This is a genomic window from Companilactobacillus sp. HBUAS56275 (assembly GCF_036913655.1).
Classification (GTDB): Bacteria; Bacillota; Bacilli; order Lactobacillales; family Lactobacillaceae; genus Companilactobacillus; species Companilactobacillus pullicola.
The window spans coordinates 623,564-638,046 of the sequence record NZ_JAYKKK010000001.1; the positions used below are offsets into that span (position 1 = coordinate 623,564).

12 protein-coding genes are annotated in these 14,483 nt (G+C 36.3%); 2 read left to right on the top strand and 10 right to left on the bottom strand.

Features of this window, described 5'->3' with window-relative positions; genetic code table 11:
- Nucleotides 1–2: 2 nt before the first annotated feature.
- The 7 genes from smc to U8526_RS02890 all read right to left on the bottom strand — a co-directional run bounded on the left by smc (nt 3) and on the right by U8526_RS02890 (nt 10,266).
- Nucleotides 3–3,548: a chromosome segregation protein SMC gene (smc, locus tag U8526_RS02860; RefSeq protein ID WP_334340467.1), complete on the bottom strand. Its 3,546-nt coding sequence runs from the start codon at nt 3,546–3,548 to the stop codon at nt 3–5.
- A gap of 12 nt (nt 3,549–3,560) precedes the next feature.
- A complete protein-coding gene (gene rnc, locus U8526_RS02865; protein ID WP_334340468.1) occupies nt 3,561–4,250 on the bottom strand; it encodes a ribonuclease III in 690 nt (229 codons plus the stop codon).
- Between the two features lie 553 nt (nt 4,251–4,803).
- A complete protein-coding gene (gene acpP, locus U8526_RS02870) occupies nt 4,804–5,046 on the bottom strand; it encodes an acyl carrier protein (protein ID WP_334340469.1) in 243 nt (80 codons plus the stop codon).
- 11 nt (nt 5,047–5,057) lie between these two features.
- A complete protein-coding gene (gene plsX, locus U8526_RS02875) occupies nt 5,058–6,062 on the bottom strand; it encodes a phosphate acyltransferase PlsX (RefSeq protein WP_334340470.1) in 1,005 nt (334 codons plus the stop codon).
- Nucleotides 6,063–6,074: 12 nt separating this feature from the next.
- Nucleotides 6,075–8,111 (bottom strand): ATP-dependent DNA helicase RecG, encoded by a 2,037-nt coding sequence (gene recG / locus U8526_RS02880; protein ID WP_334340471.1) that lies wholly within the window; start codon nt 8,109–8,111, stop codon nt 6,075–6,077.
- A 72-nt stretch (nt 8,112–8,183) separates the two neighbouring features.
- Nucleotides 8,184–9,872 (bottom strand): DAK2 domain-containing protein, encoded by a 1,689-nt coding sequence (locus tag U8526_RS02885; protein ID WP_334340472.1) that lies wholly within the window; start codon nt 9,870–9,872, stop codon nt 8,184–8,186.
- 25 nt (nt 9,873–9,897) lie between these two features.
- On the bottom strand, nt 9,898–10,266 hold the full coding sequence (locus U8526_RS02890; RefSeq protein ID WP_025085695.1) for an Asp23/Gls24 family envelope stress response protein: 369 nt from the start codon (nt 10,264–10,266) through the stop codon (nt 9,898–9,900).
- Nucleotides 10,267–10,463: 197 nt separating this feature from the next.
- On the opposite strand from U8526_RS02890, the gene rpmB reads away from it, so the two are divergent.
- Both rpmB and U8526_RS02900 read left to right on the top strand, forming a co-directional pair.
- The gene (gene rpmB / locus U8526_RS02895) at nt 10,464–10,649 is read left to right on the top strand and encodes a 50S ribosomal protein L28 (protein WP_048703405.1); all 186 of its coding nucleotides are present in this window, start codon (nt 10,464–10,466) and stop codon (nt 10,647–10,649) included.
- A gap of 101 nt (nt 10,650–10,750) precedes the next feature.
- Nucleotides 10,751–11,563, top strand: coding sequence for a hypothetical protein (locus tag U8526_RS02900; protein ID WP_334340473.1), 813 nt, complete (start codon nt 10,751–10,753; stop codon nt 11,561–11,563).
- Here U8526_RS02900 and U8526_RS02905 read toward each other — a convergent pair.
- The 3 genes from U8526_RS02905 to rpe form a co-directional block, all read right to left on the bottom strand.
- Complete coding sequence (locus U8526_RS02905; protein ID WP_334340474.1) at nt 11,560–12,705, bottom strand: trans-sulfuration enzyme family protein; 1,146 nt, start codon at nt 12,703–12,705, stop codon at nt 11,560–11,562. The two genes, U8526_RS02900 and U8526_RS02905, sit on opposite strands and share 4 nt — an antisense overlap.
- Before the next feature lie 448 nt (nt 12,706–13,153).
- Nucleotides 13,154–13,807: a thiamine diphosphokinase gene (locus U8526_RS02910; RefSeq protein ID WP_334340475.1), complete on the bottom strand. Its 654-nt coding sequence runs from the start codon at nt 13,805–13,807 to the stop codon at nt 13,154–13,156.
- Complete coding sequence (gene rpe / locus U8526_RS02915; protein ID WP_334340476.1) at nt 13,804–14,475, bottom strand: ribulose-phosphate 3-epimerase; 672 nt, start codon at nt 14,473–14,475, stop codon at nt 13,804–13,806. The genes U8526_RS02910 and rpe overlap by 4 nt, the downstream gene beginning before the upstream one ends.
- Between the last annotated feature and the right edge of the window lie 8 nt (nt 14,476–14,483).

Sequence of the window (14,483 nt, forward strand, 5' to 3'; positions counted from 1 at the left end):
CCTTATTTTTTGACTTCGACAGACAACATACGTGATACACCAGACTCTTCCATGGTTACACCATATAGGCGGTTAACGTTCATCATTGTTCCTTTACGGTGAGTAATCACGATAAATTCAGTATTGTCATCATATTGGTTCAAATAATTAGCAAAACGATAAACATTCGCATCATCCAATGAAGCTTCAACTTCATCCAAAATACAGAATGGCACCGGTTTAACTTTAATAATGGCAAATAATAACGTGATCGCTGTCAATGCTTTTTCACCACCAGATAATAAACTTAGACGTTGGAATTTCTTCCCTGGTGGCTGAGCAATGATCTCAATTCCTGTTTCCAATAGATTGTCCGGTTCAGTTAGTACTAATTTAGCACGACCACCAGCAAACATTTCAGGGAAAATATCCTCAAAGGCATTAGCAACCTCATCGAAAGTTTTCTTGAATCTAGTTGTTACTTCCTTATCCATCTCTGACATCGTGTCCAATAATTGTGCACGAGCTTGTAATAAATCATTTTGTTGCTGTGTTAAAAATTCATATCTATCTTTCACTTTATCATAGTCGGCTATCGCTGATAAATTAACAGTCCCTAATTCATCGATACCCATCTTAAGTAAACGAGCTTCCTTTTGCAATTGATCAGGATCATAATCGCCCTTATTCAATTCAACCAATGACGCCTCGTAAGTTAATTGATAATCTTGCGACAACGTATCTAAGCGACTATCGATCTCATTTGAAAGCTTCGTATTTTTGATAGCCAATGTTTCTTGTTGGTCCGAAGCATTCTTTTGCAAATCAAAATTACGTTGCGCCTTCGCATTTAGTTGCGTGGATAACTCTTGTTGCTCTTGACGCTTATCTTTCAATTCGGTGGCATTTTTTTGTAATTCAGCAATTGTCTGTTTCAATTGACTAATTTTTTCCTTAACCTCTGAATTGCTTAGCTGAAGCTTATCTTTTTCAGAATCCAAATCCTTCAATCGAGTTTCAGCTTCGGCAACCTGTTGTTCAAGACTTATAGAATTTTCTTTTAAATCATTATTTTGGGACAATTCACTTTCGTGCTTACTTTGAACGACAGCCAATTTAGTTTGTAAGGCTTGTTCATTTTCGTTGATGGAACTTAATTCACTGTCAAAGTCAGCTAAAATCTGTTCTTTTTGTTTAATTTCACTTTGAACTTGATCAATCTTATCCTTAATATCAGTAGCTAATTGTTCTTGTTGTTGCAAATTTGACTTCAATTCGGATTCTTCAGTCTTATTCTTAGATAAGCTGTACTTCACAACATCCAAACGCTCATTAAAATGTTTTTCCTCATTTTGATAAGTCGACATTGAATTCTCTAATTGGTTCTTTTCCTGATTAAAACTAGCTAATTTCTCATCGGCCGTTTTCTTTTCAGCATTTAAACCAATTAATTTTTGGCGTAGGTCTTGAACAGTCTTTTGCTTTTGGTCAAGCAACAATTCTTTTTTAGAAAGTTCCTTAGTCAAAGCTGTCAGGTCATCTTTTCTCGTCAGAATATTAGAATTGACTCTTCTTTGTTGACCACCAGTTAAAGAACCACCGGCATTAACCACATTACCATCTAAAGTAACAACACGATACTTACGACCGACTGCAGCCGATATTTTTGTTGCCGCATCAATATTCTCGGAAACCAATAAATTACCTAGAATATTTTTTACAATATTTTCAACCTTGCTATCGTAATTGATCAGATCACTAGCGACCCCAACAAAACCTGCGATTGCTTGGGCTTTGTTCAGATCATTAGCGTAAAGGCTACGTGGCTTAATAATATTTAATGGCAAAAATGTTGCCCGTCCGCCACGACTCTGACGTAGGTAGGCAATTGCTTGTTTAGCTGAACCTTCATCCTCGGTAACAATAGACTGCAATTGATTGCTGACCACTGTTTCAATTGCTAGTTGATACTCCTTAGGTACAGAGATTAATTCAGCAATGGCACCAACGATACCAGTCAATTTAGATTGATTATTTAGGACATTCTTAGCACCTTCAAAAAATCCTGCATGCTCTTGTTCCATATTTTCAAGAACTTTTTTACGAGCTTTAATTTCTTGAAGACCTTCTAGAACACTCAAATAATTTCGATTTTCTTGTTTACCAGTTTCCGTCACCTGATCAATTTCTTTAGCTAAAGCTTGATCATGCTCAATTAGGGACTTATTATCAGCAATTAAGGCCTTTACCTTGGATTCGATTGTTTGATGCTTATCTTGTGATTGACTCAACTCATCATTAATAGTTTGAATTTGTTGATTTTGATCATCAAGTAAAGCTTGAATTCGATCTAACTGTTTCTGTGAAAAATTTTGTTCATTGTTATTGGAAACTTGTTCTTGTAACAAATCGACATATTTATCACGTAAATCACCGATATTTTTTTCGATATCGGCTGGTGTCTTTTGTTTCAACTGTTGTACATCTTTTAATTGCTTTTGAAAATCAGCAATTTGAGCTTCACAATCAGCCAACTTCTGATTAGAATCAGCCAATTTCTTTTCATTAATAGACTTTTGTTTTTTTAACTCGTCTAATTGCTTTTTTAAGGACAATTGATTAGTTGAGTTGAATCCACTACGTTCATCCGCTACGGCCACTTTCCCGTTATAAACTTCTAGTGTCCGAGTATTTTCGACTAATTTAGTTTGATTCTCATCAATTTTTTGAGACAGCGAATTGATAGCAGCATTATTCTCTTCGACTTGTTTGTTAGCAATCTTAACTTGTTGAGCAATATTTTGTGCACTCAACTTGACCTCACGTAATTCTTTATCAATCTGATGTTTCTGAGCTGATAAATTCTTAATTTCAATCGTTAAGATTTTTTGATAAATACTGTCGTACTTACTCTTTTGTTCTTGATAATCGCGAGCAATACTAGCTTGCTCTTTCAAGGGTTCTACTTGCTTCGATAATTCTGAAACAATATCTGAAACACGATGTAAGTTGTCAGTTGTTTCCGACATCTTGTTCTCAGCTTGCTGCTTCTTTTGCTTGAACAAAGAAACCCCAGCTGATTCTTCAATGATACTTCTTCTTTCCACCGGTTTACTATTGAAAATAGCTTCAACACGGCCCTGAGAAATAATAGAAAACGATTGTTTTCCCATTCCTGAGTCCATAAATAATTCTGTAATATCACGTAAGCGACATTGCTTATTGTTGATTAAAAATTCAGTATCGCCATTTCTAAATAAACGACGACAAATAATAATTTCATCTTGTGCCGACTTTAATTCGTGATTACGATTATCAAACTCTAAAACAACCTCTGCCCGATTCATTTGCGGACGAGTTGCACTACCAGCAAAAATCACATCAACCATTTTGTCTCCACGTAGGCTTTTTGCTGATTGCTCACCCATTACCCAACGAATGGCTTCTGTAATATTCGATTTTCCACTCCCGTTGGGTCCAACAATACCCGTGATTCCACTGGTAAAGTCAATCTTTGTCTTGTCAGCAAATGATTTAAACCCATTGATCGTTAATGATTTTAATGGCATAAACTAAAACTCCTATAATTCTTCTAATGCTCTTTTGGCTGCCATTTGTTCGGCGTGCTTCTTACTATATCCAAGGCCCTTGGACAAGATCTTGCCATTAGCAATTAATTCCACTTTAAATTTCTTATCATGATCAGGTCCCTCTTCGTCGATTACTTTATAATCAATTTCAACTTCGCCTGATTGTTGCAATCTTTCTTGTAAATGAGTCTTAAAATCAGTATCTTCAGAAAATTCACCCGAGTCGATATGTGGATAAACGACTTTCTTCAAGAACTCATTAACTACTTCGTTGCCTTGATCCAAATACAGAGCACCATTAAAGGCCTCAAAGATATCTTCTAGTAAAGTATGTCTTTGACGAGCTCCTTGTTTTTCTTCACCTTTTCCAATTAAAAGGTATTTATCAATATTGATTTCTTTAGCAAAACGAGCAAAACTGTCGGTTCTAACAATATCGGATCTTAGTCTTGTTAATTTACCCTCGGGTAATTCTGGATATTTTTTGAATAGGTAACGAGAAATGTTGATTTCTAGGACCGCATCTCCCAAAAATTCCAAACGTTCATAATCACCAATACCTAACTCCTTGTGCTCATTATCAAATGACGAATGTGTCATAGCTCTTTCTACGAGTCTTTTATCGTTAAACTTGATTCCATACTTCTCATCTAAAAACTCTAAGAATTTCGGATCTAACATAACGTGTCCCCTTTCCAATAATATTAATTATACTAAACTTTTATCGTAAATAATTATCTGGATAAAAAAATAAGACCTCGTGGCCTTATTTGCTTCCTAATTAGGTTGTTAAGAGTGGTTCTATTGCCGTCTTCCGCAACAAATTCGATTGGTCTGGAACGCTGTGGACGCTGATTTGAGCCAATTAAAATTCACAATTGTCTCAAATACAGGTCTTTTTCTAGGTGGGAAACCCACCAAGAAAAATTTCACGGCTGAGACCCAATCGAACTTGCTGCTCCAGACTAATGTTTTGCTCTGTATATTTATATACTTCTAAAATTGCCAGCTAGTAAAATAACATCTTTAAATACTGCAATTTCAACAAACAATATTAGAACCGAAAATACAGGCGGTAGTAATAAATCTGTGGATCCGTAGAAGCCCAAGCTTGGAGATCAATTTTATACAAAGTGCAAAATTATTAGCTTCAGGCCATGTCCACCATGTTTCATTGGCCAACAGATTTCCTACTGTCGATGAACATACTTACGTCACAACCTAATTTAAAACATTATTTTTGATGTGAAGAAATATAAGTAACTGCTTCACCGACTGTTGTGATTTTTTCTGCATCGTCATCTGGAATCTCTGAACCGAAGGCATCTTCTAGTTCAAGTACAAACTCAACTAAGTCAATTGAGTCAGCGTCAAGATCCTTAGTGAATGATGTTTCTTTTGTAATTGTTGATGGTTCAACTTCAAATTTATCAGCGATCAATGAAACAATTTTGTCAAAAACTTCTTGTTCTGTCATGGAGTTTCTCCTTATTTTTCCGTACTCATTTTTTCAAAATACTTATTTGCTTTATTAATTGTATCGTTTTGTAGCATATCATTAATTTGCTTAACTGTATAAAAGACTGTCTTGGCATCTGCGGCACCATGTGCTTTAATCACTGGCGACTTCAATCCGAGTAAGACAGCTCCCCCAGCTTGAGATGTATCAAACATCTTCTTCAATCCCTTTAATGACGGTGAAACGATAGCTGCACCCATTTTAGTAAAAATACCATTATTTAGCAAGGCATCTTTCAATTCACTCAAAAGAATCGTAGCTGTTCCTTCAGTAGCTTTTAAAGCTGCATTTCCAGTGAATCCGTCTGTAACGATGACATCAGCTACACCGGCTAAAATATTATTGGATTCAACGTTACCAATAAAGTTAATACCTTCAGTATTTTTCAATAATTGATAGGCCTCTTTATGTAAAGTATCACCCTTGTCATATTCAGTACCATTGTTCAACAAAGCGATACGAGGTTTATCAATTTTTTTAACATCATGAGCATAAATCGAACCCATAACGGCCCATTGTTGTAAATAGCTTGGTTTTGCTTCAGCATTGGCCCCAACATCTAAAATATTAACGCCTAAAGGAGAATTTGTTACTGGCAAAGTTGGCATTAGGGCAGGACGATCTACTTGTTTGATTCGTCCGACAATAAAGATTCCAGCGGCCAACAAAGCTCCGGTGTTACCTAATGAAAAGAGTGCATCGTTTTCCCCATCTTTAACTGATTTAGCAGCTAAAACCATTGAAGCATTCTTTTTAGAACGGATGGCTCTAACTGGTTCATCAGTTCCTAGAATTTCTTCATCTGTATGAACGATAGAAATTCTGGCATCATTTTTCAAATATTGTTTAATTCTCTCTTCATCACCATAGAGAACAAATTCCAAATTCTTCCATTCATCTCGTGCTTGTTCAATACCTTCAACAATTACTTGAGGAGCGTTGTCCCCACCCATTGCATCTACAGCTATTTTCATTTTGTTTCCTCACTAATCAAAATTATTTAATTGGTCAAACTCATCATTTATAAATGATTTTAAAACTTTGGTCTCCGGACTGTTCATCAACTTCTCATCTTCAAACAGACGCTGAGCCTCTTCTTGAGCCACCTCAAGGATATTAATGTCATTGACCGGATTTCCCACTTTAAACTCCGGCAGACCTGACTGACGATTACCTAACATATCACCAGCACCACGCATTTTCAAATCTTCCTCAGCCAACACAAAACCATCATTAGTTGAAGTCAGAATTTTCATACGTTCCAAAGCGGTCTCATTTTTAGGATCGGCAATTAGAATGCAATACGATTGTTTTTCTCCACGACCAACACGACCACGTAATTGGTGCAACTGTGATAAACCAAAACGGTTAGCGTCATAAATTACCATCACTGAAGCATTGGGGACGTCGACTCCAACTTCAATAACCGTCGTTGAAACTAGGACATCGATCTTTTTGTCGCTAAAATCATTCATCACTGTTTCTTTTTGGTCATTAGGCATTTGTCCATGTAACAACCCAATTTTATATTTCTTACCAAACAACTCCGTAAATTTATCATAAATCAATTCAGCATTTTTTAAATCCATTTTTTCTGATTCAGAAATCAGTGGCGTCACTACATACACCTGAGCACCTGTGGATAACTCTTTGTCAACAAACTGATACATCTGCTCAATTTTCTGACTTCTGATCCAATAGGTCTCAATTTTTTTACGTCCTGCAGGCAACTGGTCAATCCTCGAAACATCCATATCACCATAAGTAGTGATTGCCAAAGTTCTTGGAATCGGCGTCGCTGTCATTGCTAATACATCGGGGTTCTCACCCTTTTCACGCATAGCTTTTCGTTGATTGACACCAAAACGATGCTGCTCATCAATTACGATCAGTCCCAAATTTTTATAATCGACACTGTCTTGAATCAAAGCATGTGTTCCCACGATAATATTAGTTTTGCCTTCTGCAATATCACTGGTAATAAAATCATGTTCTTTTTTCGTCTGTGATCCAGTTAATAGAGCTGTTCGAATCTTCAAAGGTGCTAGCAACTTACTGATCTTATCAAAATGTTGCTGAGCCAGAATTTCAGTCGGTGCCATAATTGCTGCCTGAAAGCCGGCTGTAACTGAAGCTAACATCGCAATAACGGAAACAATCGTTTTCCCAGAACCTACATCCCCTTGCAAAAGTCGATTCATGTGATGATCTGAATCCATATCACTCAATATTTCTTTGACGACTCGATCTTGAGCTGGCGTTAAAGTAAATGGCAAATCTTGAACAAATTTATCAATAAATTTCTTATCATAACCCTCGATTATTCCAAGGTTACCCTGATTGTCATTCAATTTAATACTCTGTAACCCACACTGGAACAAGAAAAACTCGCGAAACTTGGCGCTGCGTCTGGCCTCATCACTTTGTTCTGCATCCTTAGGAAAATGAACTCCAGCAACAATCTGTTCGTCATTCAACAGTTTATACTTTTCCCGTAAGAATTCTGGCACTACAGTATCGATTTGATCATGATACTTTTCAAAAGCCAATTTTATTAAATTAATTAACGTCTTCTGGTGAATATTTTTATTAACCGAATAGACCGAATCGATTGAATCATCATTATTTACATCAATTACCTTAATACCAGTCAAGGCCCGTCGATTCTGATTCCACTTACCATAAACAGCTATATCATTACCCGTTTCAAATTTGTCCTTTAGCCATGGCTGATTAAAAAATGTCACCATGATAGATTCATTTTCAACTAAGATTCGAACATTCAAACGATTTTTTTTGTAACCAAATCGAAAAACTACCGGATCACTGGCAACAACGCCTTTTAAGAGAATTTTCTCCTGATCAACGGCTTCATCCAATGATTTAGCTTCCATATCCTCATATCGAAAAGGAAAATAAAACAATAAATCATAGATATTTTCGATTCCTAACGATTGTAACGACTCTAAGCGTTTAGGACCTACCCCTGGCAAAGTTGCCAATGATACTTTCCTAAGATCCATAATTTCCCCCTTCTTTTATGGAATTAAAAGAGGCATGACAAAACAAACGTTTCATCATTGCCTCCTTTATTTTTATTCAACCGAAATCAAATATGGATAAACTGGTTGGTCACCTTGATGGATCTCTGTTTCAAGATCGTCATACTTGTCGTCCAAGTAATCGGCAACTTTTTGAGCATCATCAGCATTTCCGTCTTGACCAACTAAAATAGTGATAACTTCACTATCCTCATCAATCATTTCGTCCAACATCTTTTCAGTACCAGCAATAATATCAGCATCATCAACTAAGATCTTACCGTCAACGATTCCCATATAATGACCTTTGGTAATCTTTAAACCATCAATTTCAGTATCACGAATGGCTTGTGTAATTTGGCCACTCTTAACTGTGTCTAAGGAGTCTTCCATATTTTCTTTATTATCTTCCAAATCAGATTCCGGATTAAATGAGAGCATAGCTGTCATTCCTTGTGAAATCGTCTTTGTTCCAACAATAGCAACTGGAATATCCACTAAATCAACTGCTTGTTTAGCTGCCATAATGATATTACCGTTGTTTGGTAAAACAAGAGCTCGCTTAGCATTTGATTTATTAATAGCGTCAACAATATCATTTGTCGATGGATTCATTGTTTGTCCACCACTAATGATATTAGTTACTCCTAAACTTTCGAACAATTTAGCCAAACCTGCACCTGAAGAAACAGCAATTACAGCATAGTCAACTTGTTTTTGTTCTTCTTTAGGTGCTGGGGCATCTTCAATTGGTTCATCTTCTTCAACAATTGTTTCGTGTTGAAGTCTCATATTATCAATTTTAATTTTTGATAATGAACCGTACTTACGTCCAGCTTCCCAAACTTTATAAGGATAATTAGTATGGACGTGAACTTTAACTACTTCATCATCAGAAACACAAATTAGTGAATCACCAATCGTATCCAAATAACTACGTAATTTCTCATTATCAAATTTTTCGTCTGAAGTAGGATTATCTCCTAGTTCAACCATCATTTCAGTACAGTAACCATTTTCAATATCGTCAGTGTTGAATTGTCCTTGAGCTGATTGGTGATGACTTGCATTAACCATTTCACTCATATCTTTTTCATCAGGAACATATTCTTCGTCACTGCTTGTTTGACCACTAAGGCCTTCTAAAAAGCCCTCATAAATGAAAACTAATCCTTGACCACCAGAATCAACTACACCGACTTCCTTCAATACGGGAAGTAATGATGGTGTTTTTTCTAGTCCAACTTTGGCACCTTCTACAACAGCTTGCAAAATTTCAATAGTGTCATTAGTGCTTTCAACCTTTTTCATAGCAGCTTCAGCACCATATCTGGCAACAGTCAAAATTGTTCCTTCAACTGGCTTCATAACAGCTTTATAGGCTGTCTTAACACCATCGTCAAAAGCTTTAGCTAAATCCATTGCTGTCAAGGCATCTTTATCTTCGATACTCTTTGAAAATCCACGGAAAATTTGTGATGTGATAACACCTGAGTTACCACGAGCACCCATCAAGAGTCCCTTTGCTAAAGCTTTACCAAGGACACCAACATTTTCACTTTCTGATTCGTTAACGGCTTTAAAACCACTCTGAATTGTTAAACTCATATTAGTTCCGGTATCGCCATCAGGAACCGGAAAGACATTCAACGAATTTACAAACTTAGCATTTTTTTCAAGTCTGTGCGATGCAACACGCACCATATCTGAAAATTCTTTTTTTGTAATTAATTCTTTGCTCAAAAGTTTCCCCTCCAACCAGCTTTACCTATTCAATATCATCTAGAACTTTAATACCTTGAACGTAGATGTTAACAGTGCCGGCTGGTGTTCCTAGCATTGTTTCTAGGTTATATTTTACTTTTTCTTTTAAATTTCTTGCTACTTCGGATATTTTAATTCCATATCCAACAATTATATAGACATCAACGGCTAGTTTACCATCTTCTTGATGAATAACTATGCCTCTAGAAAAGTCTTCACGGTTTAAGATCGTATTCATGCCATCACGCAATTGATTTTTGCTTGCCATACCTACAATACCGTAGATATCAGAAGCAGCTCCACCAACGATTGTTGCAACAGTATTTGTTGAAATTTCAATTTCACCATGTTTTGTTTTTATTGTAACTGCCATTTCTGGATCCTCCTATTCTTTGGACCTAAGCTATAATAAACATTAAAATTTTATCATAGCAACATTTCGAATTAAAGAAATAAACTATATTAAACTCTATTATTACACAATTAGTCTATTGATTTCATTTCTTGGTTATGGTAAATTAGTCAGGTGATATTTTAAAGAAAAACATGTAGCCAAAGGAGGTCGGTCCCATGGCAAAAGATATTATTACAGGCCGTAAAACAGTGTTCGGTAACAAACGTTCACACGCTCTTAACCAATCAAAACGTTCTTGGAAGCCAAACTTGCAAAAAGTTCGTATCTTGGTTGACGGTAAGCCAAAACGTGTATGGGTTTCAGCTAGAGCATTGAAATCAGGAAAAGTTACTCGTGTATAATTATCACTTAATTATTTAAAAAGGACTAGCAATCTAATTGTTAGTCCTTTTTATTTTACACTTATATAATAAAGTTTTAAAAAAAGTTTGGAGGATTTCTTATGAAAATCACGATCGGCAATCAAAATAAAAATGATGACCAACTTACAGAAGCAATCATCAACGCCAAAGATGGCGATATTATTGAACTATTGCCTGGAACCTATTTTTCAAAAGACGATCCCTTTATTTGTACTATCAGACGAAACATCACCTTTATTGGCAAGACCAATAATAAATCTGATGTTGAATTATACTGTAGTTTCACCGTCGGTGCAAAGAATATACTCATCTTCAAAAATTTGACTATCAGTTATCCTGCTAATGACGAAAACACCCTCTCTGCTTACGATGGTGCCGAAGTTTATGGCGACAATGTCATCATTAACCGTCAAACTAGCGATGACTGGGATACGATCTATGGACAAAATTCGTTCTTTTCTTTTAAAAATTCCGAGATCTTAACAGGTAAAAAAACTAAAGCTATTGGTTTGTCTCTCGAAAACTGCCAATTATTTATGGATAAAACTAAGATTCAATTGCTTTTTCAAAAGAATTCTCAAGTTTACTTAAAAGATTCCATTATTTTACACAAATTAGAATTAAGAAAAAATTCTCACTTAAATTTTAGAAATCTAACTATCGATTCTACTAAAATCAATTCCAAAAATGATTTAGCTGTTAAAAGCAAATCAGAAATAAGTGGGCAAAAAATAACCTTTATAAAAAATGACCCCCAAATTAGAATTTTGGGAAGTCATTTTGATATCAAGGATTTCCATCCTCAAACCGATAAAATTAATTTCAAATTTGATGAAGATTCTAAAATTGTTGTCGACGGTAAACTACTATCTAAGCAAAAACCATCAAATTAGTGTAATTGATCTAAACTCTGCGCTAAATCAACAATTAAGTCTTTTGAATCCTCAATACCTACTGATAAACGAACTAATTGATGTGTAATACCCGCTTTAAGCTGTTCCTCAGGTGATAATTCAGCGTGTGTCATCTTATATGGCAATTCAATTAAACTCTCGACAGCGCCCAAACTAACAGCTAATTGGATCAATTTGGTCCCTTCAACGAATTTAGTTGAGTCTAAGCCATCTTTTAACTCAAAGGAAACAATTCCTCCGAAACCATCAGCCTCTTCTTGAGCAATCTCATGATCTTTGCTGCCAGCAATTCCCGGATAATAAATTCTGCTGATTTCAGGACGGTTTTGAAGAAATTCAACTATTTTTCCAGCATTACTCAAGTGACGATCCATTCTAACAGCTAATGTTTGAATTCCACGACGAACTAAATTGGAATCCATAGGTGAAAGTGTCGAACCAATACTATTTTGATTGAAATAAATTTTATCGGCAATTTCAGCATCTTTAGCGACTGCCATACCAGCAATTACATCCGAATGACCACTCAAATATTTAGTAGCTGAATGAATTACGATATCGGCTCCTAAATCCAATGGTCTTTGAAGATAAGGTGACAAGAATGTATTGTCAACAATCGTCAACAGATGATGTTTCTTGGCAACAGCTGCAGTTTTCTTAACACTAGTAACATGCAATAAGGGATTGGTAAAACTTTCAAAATAAATTGCTTTAGTGTTTGGTTTAATAGCTGCTTCAATCTCACTTGGGTTTTGTGTATCAACAGCTGTAAATTCAATTTCCCAACGTTTGAAAAATTGGTTAATAATTCTAAAAGTTCCACCATAGATTTCTTTTCCAATGATCAAGTGATCTCCGGGTTTAAAAATTGCTAAGACAGCATGGATAGCGGCTGAACCTGAAGAAAAAGCAAAACCACGGTAGCCATTCTCTAATTCGGCCACTTGATCCTCTAAACAGCAACGCGTTGGATTGCCAGAACGACCATAATCATATTTAACTTTTGCGTCAACTGATGGATAAATATAAGTCGACGAGTTATAGATTGGCATGTTCACAGCCCCCGTCACGTTGTCCTCTTGCGTTTTTCCGTGAACTAATTTGGTGTTGAATCCTGTCATAATTTCCCTCCAATATTGCTTAAACTGATAAAAACAAGCCTTATCGTATCACTTCAAAGGGAATCTTTTAACTAAAAGTACTTCAATTATTGAAATATTTATACAAAATAAAAAACGTTCATATCAACCATTGTTTGGTTGGTGTGAACGTTTTTTGTACTGTTCTGTTGTTTCATAACCATGGTTCTTTGCTGAATAGCGGAAACGAGTTCCACAAGCCAGATTCCTGTGCTTTGCCTGATTTCACGAACTGTCTGCTTCGCAGTCAATTCGTGAAATTCTGCAAATGCTCAGAATCTAAGCGGCTTGTTCCACTCTCTAGATCTAAACGAGCTACGCAGGGACAACCCATTGCGGTTTGCTACAGCATCGAAATCACACGCCAAGTACGCGTGTAATTCCGATACTTAGGCAAATCCTCGTGGGCTGACCGCCCCTGCTTCGCTCTCTAATCCTTGCTTTGAATAACTGCGACTATTCCACTTTCAAATCCAAAATCAATGGTTTCACCTAAAAATTCATTGCTTGCCCAACTGACTGGATGTCCAGCATTAAAATCTTTTAACTTATACTTGGCGTCATAGATGTTTAAATGCGTTACAGGGCCTAAATTAACGAACGCTATATACTTCATACCATTCTCATGATAAATCTTGTAGCGGCCTGGTTTGCAGAATCTAATCGTATTGGTAGCTGACTTATAGTACAACTTATCGTAAAAATCTAAGAATCTCGGATCGAACGGCAAGAATAAGTTAACTAAAAAGTGATCTATTCTACCACCGGTTGCTCCGTAAACATAATATTCCTGAGCATTATACTTTTCTCTAGCTGCTAAAAGACATAACTCTGAATCGGTATCATCCTTTTCAGGAGGAAATTTTTTAAAATCATGAATATTCTCTTTTAGTAGGCGTTGCTCCTTTTTACTGATGGAATCAAAGTCGCCTATAGCAATATCGGGAATAATACCCTGTTCTAACAAATATAAACTGCCACGGTCAGCTCCAACCCAGGGTCCAGAAATGGCCTTAATACTCTTAGTCAATTCATCCGGATACTCTGACTTGGGACCACCTAAAAGGATATTTACTCGTTTCATTTTTTAGCATCCACTGCCAATGACTTCAAACCGTCGATACGTTCTTTAATATTGTCATGACCGTAAAGATATGATCCAGCCACAAAAATATCAGCACCTGCATGGGCACATTTAGCGATGGTCTCATTATTGATACCGCCGTCAACTTCAATTTCAAAGTTATCATCGGCTGCCGTTTGGCGCAATTGATCCAAACGTTGAATTTTCTTAGTCATACCAGGGATAAAGCTTTGTCCACCAAAACCAGGGTTAACTGTCATAACCAAAATTTGATCAATAACTGGGAAAAGTTCTTTAACAGTTTCCAAAGGAGTTCCAGGATTAACTACAACTCCAGCTTTAATACCTAAACTCTTAATCAAATCAATTGAGCGGTATATATGTTTTGTGCTTTCGGCGTGGACCAAAATTGTATCGGCTCCAGCTTCTGCAATTGGCTTAATATAAGCATCAGGATTATCGATCATCATATGAACGTCCAATGGTTTATCAGTAACACGACGCATCCCCTCAACGATGCTAGGGCTAAAGGACATATTAGGGACAAAGTGACCGTCCATAATATCAATGTGGAATAAATCTGCCCCATCTTGTTCAGCTAATTTCACATCTCGTTCTAGATTCATAATGTCTGCAGACAAAATTGAAGGTGCAATTTTTACTGTCATTTAAATCA